General features: G+C 72.1%; 19 protein-coding genes. 12 read left to right on the top strand and 7 right to left on the bottom strand.

Annotated features, from left to right (window positions below; translation table 11 throughout):
- Window positions 1-12: 12 nt before the first annotated feature.
- From ACGH52_RS08345 to ACGH52_RS08330, 4 genes are all read right to left on the bottom strand, one after another.
- Complete coding sequence (locus ACGH52_RS08345; protein WP_399938408.1) at window positions 13-783, bottom strand: FMN-binding protein; 771 nt, start codon at window positions 781-783, stop codon at window positions 13-15.
- Between the two features lie 27 nt (window positions 784-810).
- Window positions 811-2,193 (bottom strand): ferric reductase-like transmembrane domain-containing protein, encoded by a 1,383-nt coding sequence (locus ACGH52_RS08340; protein ID WP_193777617.1) that lies wholly within the window; start codon window positions 2,191-2,193, stop codon window positions 811-813.
- Window positions 2,194-2,282: 89 nt separating this feature from the next.
- Window positions 2,283-2,999: a L,D-transpeptidase gene (locus ACGH52_RS08335; protein ID WP_399938406.1), complete on the bottom strand. Its 717-nt coding sequence runs from the start codon at window positions 2,997-2,999 to the stop codon at window positions 2,283-2,285.
- Between the two features lie 3 nt (window positions 3,000-3,002).
- Window positions 3,003-3,590, bottom strand: a complete 588-nt coding sequence (locus ACGH52_RS08330) for a pyridoxamine 5'-phosphate oxidase family protein (protein ID WP_399938404.1) — start codon at window positions 3,588-3,590, stop codon at window positions 3,003-3,005.
- Between the two features lie 119 nt (window positions 3,591-3,709).
- Between ACGH52_RS08330 and argH the strand changes: the two genes are divergently transcribed.
- The 4 genes from argH to ACGH52_RS08310 all read left to right on the top strand — a co-directional run bounded on the left by argH (window position 3,710) and on the right by ACGH52_RS08310 (window position 8,387).
- Window positions 3,710-5,137 carry an argininosuccinate lyase gene (gene argH, locus ACGH52_RS08325; RefSeq protein WP_399938402.1) on the top strand — a complete coding sequence of 476 codons (1,428 nt, stop codon included), beginning with the start codon at window positions 3,710-3,712 and terminating at the stop codon, window positions 5,135-5,137.
- Window positions 5,138-5,240: 103 nt separating this feature from the next.
- Window positions 5,241-6,212: an aldo/keto reductase gene (locus ACGH52_RS08320; protein ID WP_399938400.1), complete on the top strand. Its 972-nt coding sequence runs from the start codon at window positions 5,241-5,243 to the stop codon at window positions 6,210-6,212.
- Window positions 6,213-6,306: 94 nt separating this feature from the next.
- Window positions 6,307-6,858, top strand: a complete 552-nt coding sequence (locus ACGH52_RS08315) for a TetR/AcrR family transcriptional regulator (RefSeq protein WP_238696748.1) — start codon at window positions 6,307-6,309, stop codon at window positions 6,856-6,858.
- A complete protein-coding gene (locus ACGH52_RS08310) occupies window positions 6,855-8,387 on the top strand; it encodes an MFS transporter (RefSeq protein WP_399938398.1) in 1,533 nt (510 codons plus the stop codon). The genes ACGH52_RS08315 and ACGH52_RS08310 overlap by 4 nt, the downstream gene beginning before the upstream one ends.
- 75 nt (window positions 8,388-8,462) lie before the next feature.
- On the opposite strand, the gene ACGH52_RS08305 is transcribed toward ACGH52_RS08310, so the two are convergent.
- A complete protein-coding gene (locus ACGH52_RS08305; RefSeq protein WP_059299592.1) occupies window positions 8,463-9,134 on the bottom strand; it encodes a 1-acyl-sn-glycerol-3-phosphate acyltransferase in 672 nt (223 codons plus the stop codon).
- Window positions 9,135-9,591: 457 nt separating this feature from the next.
- Between ACGH52_RS08305 and ACGH52_RS08300 the strand changes: the two genes are divergently transcribed.
- The 3 genes from ACGH52_RS08300 (at window position 9,592) to ACGH52_RS08290 (ending at window position 11,900) form a co-directional block, all read left to right on the top strand.
- Complete coding sequence (locus ACGH52_RS08300) at window positions 9,592-10,770, top strand: glycerophosphodiester phosphodiesterase (RefSeq protein ID WP_399938396.1); 1,179 nt, start codon at window positions 9,592-9,594, stop codon at window positions 10,768-10,770.
- A gap of 74 nt (window positions 10,771-10,844) precedes the next feature.
- On the top strand, window positions 10,845-11,345 hold the full coding sequence (locus tag ACGH52_RS08295) for a sigma-70 family RNA polymerase sigma factor (protein WP_399938394.1): 501 nt from the start codon (window positions 10,845-10,847) through the stop codon (window positions 11,343-11,345).
- 57 nt (window positions 11,346-11,402) lie between these two features.
- The gene (locus ACGH52_RS08290) at window positions 11,403-11,900 is read left to right on the top strand and encodes a GNAT family N-acetyltransferase (RefSeq protein WP_076973530.1); all 498 of its coding nucleotides are present in this window, start codon (window positions 11,403-11,405) and stop codon (window positions 11,898-11,900) included.
- 23 nt (window positions 11,901-11,923) lie between these two features.
- Here the strand turns inward: ACGH52_RS08290 and ACGH52_RS08285 are convergent, their stop codons facing one another.
- Window positions 11,924-12,361 (bottom strand): hypothetical protein, encoded by a 438-nt coding sequence (locus tag ACGH52_RS08285; protein WP_059299588.1) that lies wholly within the window; start codon window positions 12,359-12,361, stop codon window positions 11,924-11,926.
- Window positions 12,342-12,701 (bottom strand): hypothetical protein, encoded by a 360-nt coding sequence (locus ACGH52_RS08280; RefSeq protein ID WP_087810295.1) that lies wholly within the window; start codon window positions 12,699-12,701, stop codon window positions 12,342-12,344. Before ACGH52_RS08280 ends, ACGH52_RS08285 begins: the two co-directional genes overlap by 20 nt.
- 60 nt (window positions 12,702-12,761) lie before the next feature.
- Here ACGH52_RS08280 and ACGH52_RS08275 point away from each other — a divergent pair, with 60 nt between their 5' ends.
- The 5 genes from ACGH52_RS08275 to ACGH52_RS08255 all read left to right on the top strand — a co-directional run bounded on the left by ACGH52_RS08275 (window position 12,762) and on the right by ACGH52_RS08255 (window position 17,298).
- On the top strand, window positions 12,762-13,412 hold the full coding sequence (locus ACGH52_RS08275) for an HAD family hydrolase (protein WP_399938392.1): 651 nt from the start codon (window positions 12,762-12,764) through the stop codon (window positions 13,410-13,412).
- Between the two features lie 427 nt (window positions 13,413-13,839).
- Window positions 13,840-14,898, top strand: coding sequence for a methionine ABC transporter ATP-binding protein (locus tag ACGH52_RS08270; RefSeq protein ID WP_171987065.1), 1,059 nt, complete (start codon window positions 13,840-13,842; stop codon window positions 14,896-14,898).
- Window positions 14,895-15,629, top strand: coding sequence for a methionine ABC transporter permease (locus ACGH52_RS08265; RefSeq protein ID WP_059299584.1), 735 nt, complete (start codon window positions 14,895-14,897; stop codon window positions 15,627-15,629). The genes ACGH52_RS08270 and ACGH52_RS08265 overlap by 4 nt, the downstream gene beginning before the upstream one ends.
- A 71-nt stretch (window positions 15,630-15,700) precedes the next feature.
- Window positions 15,701-16,525, top strand: coding sequence for a MetQ/NlpA family ABC transporter substrate-binding protein (locus tag ACGH52_RS08260; RefSeq protein ID WP_059299583.1), 825 nt, complete (start codon window positions 15,701-15,703; stop codon window positions 16,523-16,525).
- Window positions 16,526-16,659: 134 nt separating this feature from the next.
- Window positions 16,660-17,298 (top strand): GNAT family N-acetyltransferase, encoded by a 639-nt coding sequence (locus tag ACGH52_RS08255; protein WP_193777620.1) that lies wholly within the window; start codon window positions 16,660-16,662, stop codon window positions 17,296-17,298.
- Window positions 17,299-17,324 lie beyond the last annotated feature (26 nt).

The following is a 17,324-nucleotide window of genomic DNA, read 5'->3' as shown; positions in this document are numbered from 1 at the left end:
CCGGCTCCGGTGTCAGCCACCGGCCCGGTCCAGCGCCGACTGGAGCGACTGCCGGTACCCGGCGCTGGTGTAGGTGGCGCCGGAGACCGCGTCGATGTCGGCGCTGCCCGCGGCGACGGCGGCCCGTTCGAGCTTGGGTACGGCGTCGGCGGTGACCTGGTCGCTGCGCCCGCCCTTCGGCGCCTGGAGGGTCTCGACGTCGGTGATTCGCCCGGCGCCGACCGTGACTCGGACCTGCACGGGCCCGTACTGGGTCTGCGCGGCGTCACCGGTGAGCACCTGCGTGCCCTGCCCGGCGCCGGTGCCCGAGCCCTCCTCGGCGGCTCCGGAGCCGGCCGCCGCGGCCGCCTTGTCCAGCGCCGACTGGAGGGACTTCACGTACCCGGCGCTGGTGTAGGTGGCCCCGGAGACCGCGTCGATGTCGGCGCTGCCGGCCGCGACCGCCGCCTGGTTGAGCCTGGGTACCGCGTCCGCGGTGACCCGGTCGCTCTGCCCGCCCTTGGGCGCCTGCACGGCCTCGGCCTTGGTGATCTTCCCGCCGCTCACGGTGAGCCGGACCTGCACGGGACCGTACTGCGTACCGGCCGCGTCACCCGTGACGGTGCCGGCCCCGGCGTCCCGGCCGCCCTGCGGCGACTGAGCGGCCACGGGCGGGGCCGCGCCGCCCGCCGCCGAGGCGGAGCCCGGGTCGGACGCCGGTTTCAGCGACAGCAGCAGCACGATCCCGGACACGGTGGCGGCCCCGGCGAGCACGGTCCGCCGAACGGGGTGGCTTTTCCTCATCTGTCCTGGACTCCTGATGTCCGTCGCTCACATCTCGAACGACTCGTGGTGGATACGGCGAGCGGGGACCCCCGCGCCGCGCAGTGCCTCGTACACCGACTGGGCGAAGCCGGGCGGCCCGCACAGGAAGACGTCGTGGCGCTCGACGTCCGGGATCTTCCGGGCCAGGGTCTCGGCCGAGATGTCCGGACGCTCCCCGTCCGGGCTGTTGACCGCGTACATCAGCCGGGCGCCGCGCGCGTCGGCGATACCGGCCAGCTCGTCCCAGAGCGCCAGGTCCTGGGTGCTGTTGGCCCGGTACAGCAGCGTGATGTCGCCGGACGCGCCGGGCAGCGTCTCGAACAGCGCCCGCATCGGCGTGATCCCCACCCCGCCCGCCACCAGCAGCACCTTGCCGCGGCTGCGGCGCTGGGCGGTCAGGGCGCCGTACGGGCCCTCCGCCCACACCCGGGTGCCGGGCGTCAGCTCACGGAGCCGGGCGCTGTGGTCGCCGATCGCCTTCACGGTGATCCGCAGCATGTCCGGGCGGGGCGCCGCCGACAGCGAGTACGGGTGCGAGCTGAACCGCATGCCCGGCGCCAGGAACCGCCAGCGGAAGAACTGCCCGGCCTCCGCGCCCATCCGGTGCAGCCGGCGCCCGCCGATGAGCACCGACACGATCCCGGGCGTCTCCTCGATCACCGCCTCCACCCGCAACCGGTGCCGGAGGTTCAGCCGGAGCGGGGTCAGCACGCGGTACCAGAGCACGAGCGCGGTCACCGAGCCGTACAGCGCGTACCAGACGGTTTTGGCGGCCGGTTCGACGGCGAAGTCGTTGCCGGTGGTCAGCTGGTGCCAGAAGGTCAGGAACACGGCCGCGTAGGTGAGCAGGTGCACGTGGTACCAGGCGTCGTACGGGATCCGGCGCCGCACGGGGCCGACGGACAGCAGCCCGATGACGACCAGCAGGCCGGTGCCGACGGCCGCCTTGCCCAGGTCCGGGAGCTGGTTCACGGAGTCGACCGTCTGCGCCACGACGTCACCGAGGCCCTTGCCGGCCTGCGCCGCGTAGCCCCACATGATCAGGAAGACGTGGGCCAGGACCAGGCAGAGGGTGTAGCGGCCGGTCATGGCGTGCCAGCGGGCGACCCGGTCGGACCCGACGCGCCGCTCCAGGGCCGGCACCCGCGCCATCTGGAGCACCACCAGCGCCATCAGGTACCCGGCGAGCAGACCGGTGATCCGGCCCGCGTTGAGGATCATGCCGGTCTGGTCGGAGATGGCGGGCGTGTTGCGCCACCACAGCCACAACACGCCCGCCGCGCCCGCCCACACGGCGAGCAGCAGGGGGACGGCGGGGGAGCGGCGCGGGCGGATGCGCCGCATCGTCTGACGGCGGGCGGCACGGCCGCCGGCGAGCGTGGTGGTCACGGTTCCTCCGTGGGGGACTCGGCCCTTGGCCCACAGATACGCGCCGTACCGGGCGAGCGTTCAGCCCGTGCGGGTGGTGCCGTCCGCGTTCAGTAGCGGGTGACCGCCGTCGCCCCGCCCTCGGTGCCGATCGCGAGGTGCGGCCGTTCGCCCGGCTCGGCCCACCGCAGGATGCGCCGCATGGCCTCCTTCGGCACCGACACGCATCCGGCCGTCGCCCCGTGCCCGTCGACGTGGAGGAAGATGCCCGCGCCGCGGCCGCGCACCGGGCGGTGGTAGTTGAAGCCGACGACCAGGGCGTGCGCGTACTGGGCGGTGTAGGTGATCAGGTGCTCGGCCTCGGTGGCGCGGCAGTCGGCGGGGCGCGGTTCGGTCCAGCGGTTGTAGGAGCGGGAGGCGTTGTCCTGGCACCACCAGGAGTCCTCGTGGACCGGGCGGTAGCGGTACGCGGTGCCGCCCGGTGCGCGCTCGATGCCGAAGGCGTAGGGCAGGTCGTACAGGCCGGTCGGGGTGGTACTGGTGCCCTGGACGCGCGTCGGCCCGTCGGTGAGTCCGCCGGACCCGAAGCGGGCCGGTGCGGAGCCCGCTGCCACCCAGTGTCCGTCGGACCCGCCCCGGCGGTCCCACCAGGTGACGGTGCCCGTGGTCGAGCCGGTGTCCGGCGCGACGGCGGTGATCAGCTGGGTGCCGCCGCCGGTGTCCGCCATCCGGGCCGGAAGCGGCGGACGAGCGGGGCCGTCGGCGGGGGCGGCGCCGAGCAGGAGGAGGGAGGCGGACACGAGGACGGCGACGGCACCGGGGCGCATGGTTCAGACGGTAGAGGGAGGCAGCGGCAACGGCAGCCCGGGGAGGCCGTCGATGCTGGAGGCGATGTGCTCCTTCTTGGTGAAGTACGCGCTGAGCGAGGCGTCGTCCTCCCGCGCGAACCGCTTGCCGTGCAGGTCCCGGTCGTTCTCGTAGGCCATGAAGGGGACGGCGTAGCCGCAGGTGTCGCGGATGAGTTCGGCGCTCACGACGATGACCGCGCGCAGGCCGTGCGCGGTGGTGTCGATGTCCGGGAAGTGGGTGAGCAGTTCGGGGAAGCGGGGGTCGTCGCGGAAGACCGGCTCGCCGCGGCCGTGCACCCGCACGATGTTCGGCGGGCCCTGGAAGGCGCACCACATCAGGGTGATCCGCCCGTTCTCCCGCAGGTGGGCGATGGTCTCCGCGTTGGAACCCGCGAAGTCGAGGTAGGCCACGGCCAGTTCGTCCAGCACCGCGAAGCAGCCCGTGAGGCCCTTGGGTGACAGGTTGACCGTGCCGTCGCCGGCCAGGGGGGCGGTGGCGGTGAAGAAGAGGGGCTGCGCCTCGATGAAGGTGCGGAGTCTGCCGTCTATGCGCTCATAAGTCTTTCCCATGTCTAACGATTATGGGGGTGCGGGACGCCGTGGGCGGCACCAACCTGCAAGATTGACGAATCATGCAGAGTTCTGCATACTCATGCATGTCAGTGATCGTACGGTGAGGAGCGACCCAAGTGAGCAGCAACAGCGGTGACGTCCGGCTCTGGGGCGGCCGTTTCGCCGACGGTCCCGCCGAGGCGCTGGCGAAGCTGTCCGCGTCCGTCCACTTCGACTGGCGGCTCGCCCCCTACGACATCGCCGGTTCGCGCGCCCACGCCCGCGTGCTGCACAAGGCCGGGCTGCTCACCGAGGACGAGCTGACCCGGATGATCGCCGGGCTCGACTGGCTTGAGGCGGACGTCGCCGACGGCTCCTTCACCGGCACCATCGCCGACGAGGACGTCCACACGGCCCTGGAGCGCGGGCTGCTGGAGCGCCTCGGTGCGGACCTCGGCGGCAAGCTGCGCGCCGGCCGGTCCCGCAACGACCAGGTGGCGACCCTCTTCCGGATGTACCTGCGCGACCACGCCCGGACCGTCGGCGGTCTGATCGCCGACCTCCAGGACGCGCTGATCGGCCTCGCCGAGGCCCACCCGGACGTGGCCATGCCCGGCCGCACCCACCTCCAGCACGCCCAGCCGGTGCTCTTCGCCCACCACGTGCTCGCCCACGCCCACGCGCTGGGCCGGGATGCGGAGCGGCTGCGCCAGTGGGACGAGCGCACGGCCGTCTCCCCGTACGGCTCGGGCGCGCTCGCGGGCAGCAGCCTCGGCCTGGACCCCGAGGCCGTCGCCCGGGACCTCGGCTTCGAGCACGGCAGCGCCGGCAACTCCATCGACGGGACCGCCTCGCGCGACTTCGTCGCCGAGTTCGCCTTCATCACCGCGATGATCGGCGTCAACGTCTCCCGGATCGCCGAGGAGATCATCATCTGGAACACGAAGGAGTTCTCCTTCGTGACCCTGCACGACGCCTTCTCCACCGGCTCGTCGATCATGCCGCAGAAGAAGAACCCCGACATCGCCGAGCTGGCCCGCGGCAAGTCCGGGCGCCTGATCGGCAACCTGACCGGCCTGATGGCCACCCTCAAGGCCCTCCCGCTCGCGTACAACCGCGACCTCCAGGAGGACAAGGAGCCGGTCTTCGACTCCATCGACCAGCTGGAGGTCCTGCTCCCCGCCTTCACCGGCATGATGGCCACCCTCACCGTGCACCGCGAGCGGATGGCGGAGCTGGCCCCGGCCGGCTTCTCGCTCGCCACCGACATCGCCGAGTGGCTGGTCAGGCAGGGCGTGCCGTTCCGGGTCGCGCACGAGGTGGCCGGCGAGTGCGTGAAGGTCGCCGAGGTCGACGGCAAGGAGCTGGACGAGCTGACCGACGAGCAGTTCGCCAAGATCTCCGAGCACCTCACCCCCGAGGTGCGCACCGTGCTCAACGTCCCCGGCGCGCTCGCCTCCCGCGACGGCCGCGGCGGTACGGCGCCGAGCGCGGTCGCCGTCCAGCTCGCCGAGGTGAAGGCGGACGTGGCGGCCCAGCACGCCTGGGCGGACGCCAAGAAGTAGCGGCGGGACGCAGCGGCAGGCGGCAGGCGGTGTGCCCGACGGGCATCGCGGTTACGTTGGTCAACAGCTCAGCAGCTCAGCAGTCGACCGAACGGAGCCCGCGATGCCCTTCGCCCGCCTGGCCGCGGCGACCACCCCCACCTGCCACATCGGTCTGGGTCTCGCCGCCGTCGGCCGCCCCGGCTACATCAACCTCGGCCGCGACCGCGACCTCGGAGCGGACCGCACCGTCGAGGCGCTGCGCGAACGCACCCACGACCTCCTCGACGCCGCCTATGCGCAGGGCGTGCGCTACTTCGACGCGGCCCGCTCCTACGGCCGCTCGGAGGAGTTCCTGGCCGGCTGGCTCCGGGACCGCCCGGACGTCGACGACGTGGTGGTCGGCAGCAAGTGGGGCTACACCTACACCGCCGACTGGTCCACCGACGCCGACCAGCACGAGGTCAAGGACCACGGCCTCGCGACCTACGACCGCCAGCGCGCCGAGACCGACGCCCTGCTCGGCGACCGGCTCGACCTGTACCAGATCCACTCGCTCACCCCGGACAGCCCCGCCCTCACCGACAAGGAACTGCACGCCAGGCTGGCCGAGGCCGCCGCGCAGGGCAGCACCGTCGGCTTCTCCACCAGCGGCCCCGCCCAGGCCGACGCCATCCGCGCCGCGCTCGCCGTGACCGTGGACGGCGAGCCCCTCTTCCGTACCGTCCAGTCGACGTACAACGCGCTGGAGGTCTCCGCGGGACCCGCGCTGGCCGAGGCGCACGAGGCCGGACTCACCGTGATCGTCAAGGAGGGCATGGCCAACGGCCGCCTCGCGGAGCCGCACGCACCCGACGTCCTGAGGGCCGTCGCCGAGGAGACGGCCCTGGGCTGCGACGCGGTCGCCCTCGCCCTGGTCCTGCGGCAGCCCTGGGCCGGTGTCGTCCTGTCCGGCGCGGCGACGGTCAACCAGCTCGGCTCGAACCTGCACGCCGCCGCGGTCGACCTCGACGACGACCAGGTGGCGCGCCTCGGCGCCCTCACCGAGGACCCGCACGCCTACTGGGAGCGCCGCGGGCAGCTGCCCTGGCACTGAGACCGCCGCCCCGCCGGACCCGTGACCGCCCGAGAGGTGGGTCACGCCTGCCTTGGATGAGACAGCGATGTCTCATATGGGTTATCGTTGTCTCATGGCCGTCGATCGTGAACAGGTACTGCGCAGCGCCGCGGCCCTGCTGACCCGCAAATCCACCGCGACCATGGACGAGGTCGCCAGGGCCGCCGGGATCAGCCGGGCCACGCTGCACCGGCACTTCGCCGGGCGCGACGCCCTCGTCCGCGCGCTGGAGTCGCTGGGCATCGCCGAGTGCGAGGCCGCCCTGGCGGCGGCCCGCGCCGACGAGGGCCCGGCGGCCGACGCGGTGCGCCGGCTGGTCCGCGCGATGGAGCCCTCCGCCGCCCTGCTCGCCTTCCTCTATTCCGAGAACCAGCTGTTCGAGGGCGAGGAGCAGAACGAGGGCTGGGCACGGATCGACGCCGGGCTCACCGAGCTGTTCCGCAGGGGCCAGGAGAGCGGCGAGTTCCGCATCGACCTCACACCCGCCTGGCTCACCGAGGCGCTGTACGGCCTGCTGGCCTCCGGCGCCTGGGCGGTGGCCGAGGGCCGCGTGGCCCGCAACGACTTCACCCACATGATCGTCGAGCTGCTGCTCGGCGGCGCGCTCCGGAGAGAGGAACCATGAACCGCACCCTGCAGCCGGCCCACCCGACCGAGGCGGTGAAGCGCCCCGGCCGCTGGCTGGCGTTGTCCGTCCTGGTGCTGGCCGTGCTGCTGGTGGCCGTCGACGCGACCGTCCTCGGTCTCGCGACCCCCTACATCAGCGAGGACCTCGCACCCTCCGGCACCCAGCTGCTCTGGATCGGCGACGTCTACTCCTTCGTCATCGCCGGTCTGCTGGTCTCCATGGGCAGCCTCGGCGACCGCATCGGCCGCAAGCGCATCCTCCTCATCGGCGCCACGGCGTTCGGCGCGATCTCCGTCCTCAACGCCTACGCGCACAGCCCCGAGGTGTTGATCCTCGCCCGGGCCCTGCTCGGCGTCGCGGGCGCCACCCTGATGCCCGCCACCCTGGCCCTGATCCGCAACCTCTTCCACGACCCGCGCGAACGCAGCCTCGCCGTCGGCATCTGGGGCGCGGCCGCCTCCGCCGGTGCGGCGGTCGGCCCGGTCGTCGGCGGGTTCCTGCTGGAGCACTTCTGGTGGGGCTCCGTCTTCCTGATCAACCTGCCCGTGATGGCCGTCCTGGTCGTCGTCGGCGTGAAGATGCTGCCCGAGTCCCGCAACCCGAACCCGGGTCCCTGGGACCTGCTCAGCGTCGTCCTCTCCCTGGTCGGCATGGTCGGAGTCGTGTACGCGGTCAAGGAGACCGCCGCCCACGGGTTCGCCTGGGCCACGCTCGCCGCGGGTCTGCTGGGCGCCGCCGCGCTCTACGGCTTCGTCCGCCGCCAGCTGACCATGCCGGTCCCGCTGCTCGACATGCGGCTGTTCCGCCACCGCGGCTTCAGCGGTGCGGTCCTGGCCGACCTGCTGACCATCCTGGGCCTGTCGGGGCTGGTGTTCTTCCTCTCCCAGTACCTGCAACTCGTCCAGGGCAGGCGGCCCTTCGAGGCGGGTCTGGCCGAACTGCCCGCCGCCGTCGGCGCGGTGGTGGCCGGTCTGATCGCGGGCCGCGCGGCCCGGCGCTTCTCGGTCCGTGCCGTGGTCTCCGGCGGGCTCGCCGCCGTCGGTCTCGCGCTCGCCGCGCTGACCGTCATCGGCCAGCACACCGGCTACCCGCTGCTCGGTGCGGCCCTGCTGGTCGTCGGCCTCGGCGCGGGCTTCGCCTTCACCGTCACCGCCGACGTGATCCTCTCCAGCGTGCCCGGGGAACAGGCGGGCGCCGCCTCCGCGGTCTCCGAGACGGCGTACGAACTCGGCGCCGCCCTCGGCATCGCGGTGCTCGGCTCCATCGTGACCGGCGTCTACCGCGACTTCACCGGCCCCGCGGGCACCCCGGACGCGGCCCACGAGTCACTGGGCGGTGCGGTGGAGGCCGCCGCCGGACTCCCGGCGGCCACCGGGGACGCGCTCCTGGACTCCGCCCGGCAGGCCTTCGTCGACGGCCTGACCCTCGCGGCGGGCGTCGGCGCCGCCGTGCTCCTGGCCGCCGCCGCGGCGTCCTGGTACCTGCTGCGCGGCCAGCGCCTGGAGGACGGGGCGGAGCACCCCTAGCCGTACGGCCAGGGAACGCCGACGGCGGACCGCTCACCGAGCGGTCCGCCGTCTCGCGTACGCGGGTCCGCGGTGCTAGGCCGCCTTCGCCTTGCTGGCGTACATGTCCACGTACTCCTGACCGGACAGCCGCATGACCTCCGTCATCACGGAGTCGGTCACCGCCCGCAGGACGTAGCGGTCGCGGTCCATGCCCTCGTAGCGGGAGAACTCCATCGCCTCGCCGAAGCGGACCGTGACCCGGCCCGGCCGGGGCAGACCCGCGCCGCCCGGCTGGAGCTTGTCGGTGCCGATCATGGCGAACGGGACCACCGGGGCGCCGGTCATCAGCGTCAGCCGGGCGATGCCGGTGCGGCCCCGGTAGAGGCGGCCGTCGGGGGAGCGGGTGCCCTCCGGGTAGATGCCGAAGATCCGGCCCTCGTCCAGCACCCGCCGCCCGGTCATCAGCGCCGCGACACCGCCCCGGCCGCCGTCGCGGTCGACCGGGATCATGCCGACGCCGGTGAAGAACCAGGCCATCAGCCGGCCCTTGAGGCCCTTGCCGGTGACGTACTCGTCCTTGCCGATGAAGACGACCTGCCGGTCGCAGACCAGCGGCAGGATCATCGAGTCGATGAAGGTGAGGTGATTGCCGGCCAGGATCACCGGACCGTCGCCCGGGATGTTCTCCACACCCTCCACCCGTGTGCGGAACATCAGGCGCATGATCGGACCGAGCACTGCCTTGATGAACACGAAGCGGGACAACGGGCCCTCCGGTGTCGGGGATGCGGTATGAGTCTGTGCAGGTGAGGACATTACTCGCGGCCCGGGGGGTCACGCACCTCGGGTCACCCGGGTCTTACACGCCGTTGACGCGTGTTCACCTGCGGTGCGTGGGCGTTGCGCGGCGGTAACGCCCCCGCGTCAATGTGAGGCAGGTCGCGCCCGCGCGGACCGGCGTCCCGGTCCACGCCCCGCGGCCACGGCCCGGATCGAAGCACATACGGCCCGCGCGCCGAGTGAGGCGCGCCGCCCGGGTGCCACCTCCGAGCCCGTGTCCTTCGCCTACCCCGCCACGCCGCCGTCAAGCCGACGGCACGTCAGCCGCCCGCCCCACCACGACATCCCCGCGCACCCGCGTGTTCCGGCCGCGGTCTCCCGCTCGTCATGTACGCGCCCCTACGATCGGCCCGCACTCGACGGTCAACGGCAGGAGGGCCCCATGGGAACGCAGGAGTCGGACGAGCGGGCGGGCGGCGGCACCGGACGGCGGGCGCTCCTGGGCGCGGCGGTGCTCGGCGCGGGCGGAGCGGTGCTCGGCCTGCCCGGCACGGCCGGAGCCGCCGGCACCCGGCACGGCGGCGGACCCGGCGGTGGGGTCAAGAGCCTGCCCGTGCCGACCGTCATCGGTCACCGCGGAGCCAGCGGCTACCGCCCCGAGCACACCTTCGGCGCCTACGAGCTGGCCCTCGACATGGGCGCCGACATCGTCGAGGCCGGCGACCTGGTCCCCACGAAGGACGGCCACCTCGTCTGCCGGCACGAGCCGGAGATCGGCGGCACCACGGACGTCGCCGACCACCGCGAGTTCGCCGACCGCAAGCGCACCAAGCTGCTCGACGGCGTCTCCACCACCGGCTGGTTCACCGAGGACTTCACCCTCGCCGAGCTGAAGACGCTCCGCGCCACCGAGCGCATCCCGGCCAACCGCCCGCACAACACCCTCTACGACGGCCGCTGGGAGATCCCCACCTTCGAGGAGGTGCTGCGCTGGCAGAACGAGCAGACCCGCAGGCGCGGCAAGCAGGTCTGGATCTACCCCGAACTCAAGCACCCCACCTACTTCCGCAAGCTGGGCCTGGGCACGGAGGAGCGCCTGGCGCGGCTGCTGCGCAAGTACGGCAAGGACCGGAAGAACTCGCCCGTCATCATCCAGTCCTTCGAACCCACCAGCATCCAGCGGATGAACAAGCTGGTCGGCAACCCCCTCGCCGTCCTGCTGTCCGGCGCGAACAGCCGCCCCTGGGACTTCGTCGAGACCGGAGACCCGCGCACCACGGCCGACCTCGTCACGCCCCAGGGCCTGACGGAGATCGCCTCCTACGCGCAGGGCATCGGCCCCACCCTCGACCTGATCATTCCGAAGGACTCCGCCGGGCGGCTCACCGAGCCGACGACGCTCGTGCGCGACGCGCACCGGGCGGGCCTGATCCTGCACCCGTACACCCTGCGCAACGAGAACCCCTTCCTGCCCGCCGAGTTCCGCAAGGGCGGCGACCCCGACGGCTACGGCGACGTCTTCGGCACGTTCCGGACGTACTTCGCCACCGGTATCGACGGCATCTTCACCGACAACCCGGACACCGGCGTGCTGGCCCGCGAAGACTTCGTCAACGGCTGAGCGTCCGCCCCCGGTTGGGGTGAGCTTCGGCCGCCCGGGCAACCCGCCGCCCGGGCGGCCGCGTCGACGTGCATATGACGCACGAGCTGCTCACCTCCCTGCGCCCCCTGCTCACCGCCGAGGCCTCGGCCGAGGCATATGCGTCCGGAACCGAGGCGGGCGACCTGGAACAGGCGGTCTGGCTGCGCCTGCTGGAACGCCTGGCGGCCGACGGACCGCCCCCCGACCCGCACCGCTGGCTGCGCAGCACCGTCCGCACCGAGGCCCGCCGCACCCGCCGCACGGCCCGCAACGAGCGGCCGTACGGGACCGAACCCGCCGGTGTCGCCGAGTCCGCCCACGAGCCCGAGCGGCTCGCGCTCGCCGCGGCCCGCCGCCGCGCCCTGCGCGACGCCGTGCGCCGGCTGCCGGGCCGCTGCCCCCGCCTGATGGAGGCGCTGCTGTCGCCCAGGGACCTCACATACCGGGAAATCGCGGGGGAGTTGGGTATCTCACAGGGCAGTCTTGGTCCGGAACGCTCCCGATGTCTGGGATGTCTGCGGCGATTACTGACGCCGGAGGTTGCGGCGGGCTGAGGACGGGGATAGGAGTGGGGGACCACAGGTGATCAGGTGAGCGGGAGGCATGCGCACATGGGCATGAGCGTGACCATCTCGGCGGCGACCGAACAGGACGCCGAGCAGATCTTCCGGCTGCAGTACCTCTGCTTCCAGAGCGAGGCGGCGCTGTACGCCAACTACCGCATCGACCCGCTCGTCCAGACCCTGGACTCGGTGCGCGAAGAGGTCGCCGCCGACTGCGTCTTCGTCGCGCGGCTCGGCGACGAGGTCGTCGGCTCGGTGCGGGGGCGGGTGACCGAGGACGGGGCGGCGGCCATCGGCAAGCTCTGCGTCCACCCCCGCCTCCAGGGACACGGCATCGGGGCCCGGCTGCTGCGGGCCGCCGAGTCCGCCCTGGTCGAGGAGCGCGGCGCCAAGCGGTTCCGGCTGCACACCGGGCACCGCAGCGAGGGCAACCTGCGGCTGTACCGCCGGGTCGGCTACCGGACGGTGGGCACCGCCGAGGGCACCGACGGCGTGCCCATGATCGTCCTGGAGAAGCCCGCGGAGGAGTACGCGACCACGGCCTGACCCGCCGCCGGGCTCCGCGGCCGCTACGCGGTGCGGGCCCGGCGCAGCCAGTACAGCGCCGACAGCGGCAGCAGCACGGGAATGAAGAGGTACCCCATCCCGTAGTCCGACCACACGGTGGCGTCGGGGAAGGCCGACGGCTCCACCAGCGTCCAGGTGCCGACCGTCAGCACGCCCACCAGTTCGGCGGCGCAGCACACCTGCGCCGCCTTGCGGGCCGTCTCGCCGCCGCGCACCAGGGTGTAGGTGATGAACCCGTAGACGATGCCCGCGAGCGCCGACAGCGTGTAGGCGAGCGGCGCCCGGTCGAACTCGGTGGCGATCTGGTACACGGACCGCGACACCGCGCCGACGACCATCACGCCGTACAGCCACACCAGCAGGATGCCGGGCCCGGCGATCAGCCGCTGCCCGGCCTGCTTCTCCTCCGTGGCCACCGTCTCAGCCTCCCCAGATGTCATACAGCCGCACCTCCAGGACGGCGAGGACGACACCGCCTGCCGCGACCGTCACCGAACCCCAGCGGGTGCGTTCGGCCAGCGACATGAACCCCGCCGCCGGCACACAGGCGAAGGCGCCCAGCAGATACGCCACGAAGATCGTCGTGCCCTGTTCCGGTTCCTCGCCCCGCGCCAGCTGCACGACGCCGACCACCAGCTGGATCAGCGCCAGCGCCGAGACCACGGCCATGCCGATGAAGTGCCAGTCCTTCGTCGGCTGGTCACGGTAGGCGGCCCAGCCGCACCAGGCGGCCAGCAGCAGTGCGGCGACGCCGGTCACCAGCGTCAGGACGTCAAGCATGGCAGCGAGCCTATTACGGGCCAAAAGGCCCGCCGTCCCCGGCCCCGTAGGGTCGGGGACATGAAGCTCCACGCACAGGCCCTCCTGTTCGACAACGACGGCACCCTCGTCTCCTCCCTCGCCTCCGTACGCCGCTGCTGGACGCGGTGGGCCGTCGAGTACGGGATCACCGCCGAGCGGTTCGGGCAGGTGGAACTGCACGGGCGCCCGGCCGCCGAGATAGCCGCCGACCTGCTGCCCGCCGAGGTGGTCGCCGAGGCCGTCGCCCGCATCGAGCAGCTGGAGGTCGAGGACGTGCCGAACGGGGGCGTGCACCTGCTGCCCGGCACCTCCGCGTTCCTCGACGCGCTGCCCGCCGACCGCTGGGCCGTCGTCACCTCCGCCACCCGGCGCCTCGCCGAGGCCCGCCTCGATGCCGTCGGCATCCTTCCCAAGACCCTCGTCGCCGCCGACGACATCACCCGCGGCAAGCCCGACCCCGAGCCCTACCTCCTCGGTGCCCGCGCCCTGGGTGTCGACCCGGCCGACTGCGTCGTCTTCGAGGACGCCCCCGCCGGGCTCCAGGCCGGCCGCGCCGCCGGTATGCGGACCGTGGCGTTGGCCACAACCCACCGGGCCGACCAACTCGACGCCGACCTGGTGGTCACCGACCTCTCGGCCTTGTCGGTACTGGTCACCGACGCCGGAATCGAGATCGTCGTGCGGGGCTGATCCGGGCCGCCGCGACCGCCTGCCGTCCACCGCTGTCCAGTATCCGGACAGCGGTCTCCGGACAGGGCCGTACGTCTGCTTTACTGATCGGCATGAGCACCACGAGCGACCGCACCCCTGCGACCGAGGCGACCACGACGCCCGGTGCTCGTTGTATGTGCCTGCGAATGTGCGCCTTCTAGAGGGCCCCCGCACCACCTGAGCCTCGCGCCCCGAAGCGAGCGCCCGCCCCTGTCCGCCCGCGCCGACGCGCGCACCGCGGCTGGGCCACGCCCCGCGCACACGTTTCTCCCCGGTCCCACCGCCATGGCGCACCGCCACCGCGAGAACCGTGCCGCGTTCCGAAGGGCCCCGAGAACCCGAAGAACAACGCCCCGTGCCCGGCGCACACCACCGCGCCGCGCACTCGACAGTGACGGAAACCCACGTGATCACCACATCGGGCCTCACCAAGGTCTATCGTTCACGCGGCCGCGAGGTCACCGCCCTGGACGGCGTCGACCTGCACGTCCGCGAGGGCGAGGTGTACGGCGTCATCGGCCAGTCCGGCGCCGGCAAGTCCTCGCTCATCCGCTGCGTCAACCTCCTGGAGCGCCCCACCGCCGGCACGGTCACCGTCGCCGGTCAGGACCTCACCGCGCTGGCCGGCCGCGGCCCCCGCGCGGGCCGGGAACTGCGGCGGGCGCGCAGCCGGATCGGGATGGTCTTCCAGCACTTCAACCTGCTCTCGGCGCGGACCGTGCAGGACAACGTCGAACTGCCGCTGGAGATCCTCGGCACGTCGGGGAAGGAACGTTCCCGCAAGGCGCTGGAGCTGCTCGACCTCGTCGGACTCGCCGACAAGGCCAAGGCCTACCCCGCCCAGCTCTCCGGCGGCCAGAAGCAGCGCGTCGGCATCGCCCGCGCCCTGGCCGGCGACCCCAAGGTGCTGCTCTCCGACGAGGCCACCAGCGCCCTCGACCCGGAGACCACCCGCTCCATCCTCCAGCTGCTGCGCGACCTGAACCGGCAGCTCGGGCTGACCGTCCTGCTCATCACCCACGAGATGGACGTCGTCAAGAGCGTGTGCGACTCGGCCGCCCTCATGGACCGGGGCCGCATCGTCGAGTCCGGCACGGTCGGCGAACTCCTCGCCACCCCCGGCTCCGAACTGGCCGCCGCGCTCTTCCCGGTCGGCGGTGACGCCTCCGCCGAGGACCGCACCGTCGTCGACGTCACCTTCCACGGCGAGGCCGCCACCCAGCCCGTCATCTCCCAGCTCTCGCGCACCTACAACATCGACATATCGATCCTCGGCGCCGCCATCGACACCGTCGGCGGCCTCCAGGTCGGCCGGATGCGCATCGAACTGCCCGGCCGCTACGAGGACAACGTCGTGCCCGTCGGCTTCCTGCGTGAACAGGGCCTCCAGATCGACGTGGTGGACCAGGTCTCCGCTGAGGCCTCCGCTCAGGGCTCCGTCCTGGTGAAGGAAGGTGCCAAGTGACCTGGTCGCAGATGCAGCCACTGCTGGAGCAGGCGTCCTGGGAGACCCTGATCATGGTCGGCTGGTCCACCCTGATCGCCGTCGTGGCCGGGCTCCCGCTCGGCGTGCTCCTCGTCCTCACCGACCGGGGCGGACTGCTGCAGAACGTCGTGGTGAACAAGGTCGTCGGCCAGATCGTGAACATCGGCCGCTCGATGCCGTTCATCATCCTCATGGTCGCGCTGATGAGCTTCACCCGCTGGGTCACCGGCACCACCATCGGCAGCGAGGCCGCGATCGTGCCGCTCGCCATCGGCGGCATCCCGTTCTTCGCGAGGCTCGTCGAGACCGCCGTGCGTGAGGTCGACGGCGGGCTCGTGGAGGCCGTCCAGTCCATGGGCGGCAACACCTGGACCATCGTCCGCAAGGTCCTGGTCCCCGAGGCGCTCCCCTCCCTGATCGCCTCCACCACCACCACGATCATCGCCCTCATCGGCTACTCCGCCATGGCCGGCACCGTCGGCGGCGGCGGCCTCGGCGACCTCGCCGTCCGCTACGGCTACCAGCGCTTCGAGCCCGACTTCATGTGGATCACCGTCGCGCTCCTCGCCGTCGCGATCTCGCTCATCCAGTTCGCCGGCGACTACGCGGCCCGCACCCTGCACCGCCGCGGACGCGGCGGAGCGGCGCCCAGGCTCCGGCTGCTCAGGGCCAAGGAGCCCGCCGCGGCCGACGTGAGCAAGGTCGCGTAACCCGAACCCCCTCAAGACTCCCCGCTCGTCACCCGAGACGGGGTCGCACCACCTCAGGAAAGGCACTTTTCGTGCGTAACACCGCCAAGTTCACCACCGCCGTCCTCGCCGCCGGAGCCCTCACCCTCGGGCTGTCCGCCTGCGGCTCCGAGGACTCCGCCTCCGACACCTCCGGCCCCCTCGTCGTCGCCGCGACGCCCGTCCCGCACGCCGAGATCCTCACCTACGTGAAGGACAACCTGGCGGAGAAGGAGGGCCTCGACCTCGAGGTCAAGGAGTTCACCGACTACGTCACGCCGAACACGGCGACGGAGGACGGCTCGGTGGGCGCCAACTACTTCCAGACCGAGCCCTACCTGGCGGACTTCAACAAGAAGAACGGCACCCACCTGAAGTCCGTCGCCTCGGTGCACCTGGAGCCGCTCGGCCTCTACTCCAAGAAGGCCGACAAGGCCGGTGACCTGAAGAACGGCGCGACCATAGCCCTGCCCAACGACACGGTCACGGAGGCCCGCGCCCTGCAGTTGCTGGCCTCGGAGGGGCTGCTCACCCTCAAGGACGGCGCCGGCAACTCGGCCACGACCGCCGACATCACCAAGAACCCGAAGAACCTCGAGTTCAAGGAGCTGGAGGCGGCCCAGACCGCCCGTTCCCTGAACGACGTCGACGCGGCGGTCATCAACGGCAACTACGCCCTTCAGGCCGACCTCAAGCCCGCGAAGGACGCCCTCGTGCTGGAGTCCGCCGAGAACAACCCGAACGTCAACCTCCTCGTCGTCAAGGAGGGCCAGGAGGACGACCCGCGGGTGAAGAAGCTCGCCAAGCTCCTCACCTCGCCCGAGGTGAAGAAGTTCATCGAGGACAACTACGCCGGGTCCGTGCTCCCCTCCTTCTGAGCCGAACCCCGCGTCACCCACCGGGTCCGCTCCGTGCTCACGGGCCGGACCCGGTGGTGTGGTTGAGTGCTTTCATGCTGCATGCTGGGCAGTTCGAGCAGGCCCTGACGGTTCCCCAGGTTACGGAGCGGCGCATGACGAGCACCTTCCCCAACATCTCCATCAGCACGGAGCGGTTGGTGCTGCGCCCCCTCGACGAGGACGACATCCCCGCGCTGGCCGCGATGATGAACGACGAGCAGGTCGCCGCCTGGACCCACGTCCCCCAGCCCTTCACCGAGGACGACGCCGCCACCTGGATCGGCGAGTACGCCCCCGCCGAGCGCACCGCGGGCCGTGGGCTCGACCTCGCCGTCACCGAGTTCCTCACCCAGCGACTGGTCGGCGTCATCCAGCTGACCAAGACCAACTGGCACGTACGGTCCACCGAACTCTCCTACATAATCGCGCCCTGGGCCCGGGGTGAGGGGTACGCCTCCGAGGCGGCGCTCGCCACCGCCCAGTGGCTCTTCGGCGACCAGAAGTTCGAACGCGTCGAGCTGCGCACCGCGGCCGACAACACCGCCTCCCAGCAGGTCGCCCAGAAGATCGGCTGCATCAGCGAAGGAGTCCTGCGCGGCGCCTGCATAGCCCGCGTACGCAGCGACGACGGCGTCTGGACGGAGGTGCGTACCGACTTCATCGTGTGGAGCCTGCTGCCGGAGGACCTCGAAGGCACCACCGGACAGCTGACCGACACCGATGGTTTCACCACCTTCACGGACTGGAACTGATGGACGGGGGCCGACCGGCGCCACCA

This window comes from Streptomyces sp. BBFR25, assembly GCF_044590125.1.
In the GTDB taxonomy this organism is placed as follows: domain Bacteria; phylum Actinomycetota; class Actinomycetes; order Streptomycetales; family Streptomycetaceae; genus Streptomyces; species Streptomyces canus_D.
The sequence above is the reverse complement of the archived record's forward strand: the minus strand, read 5'-3'. Positions and strand labels throughout refer to the sequence as shown.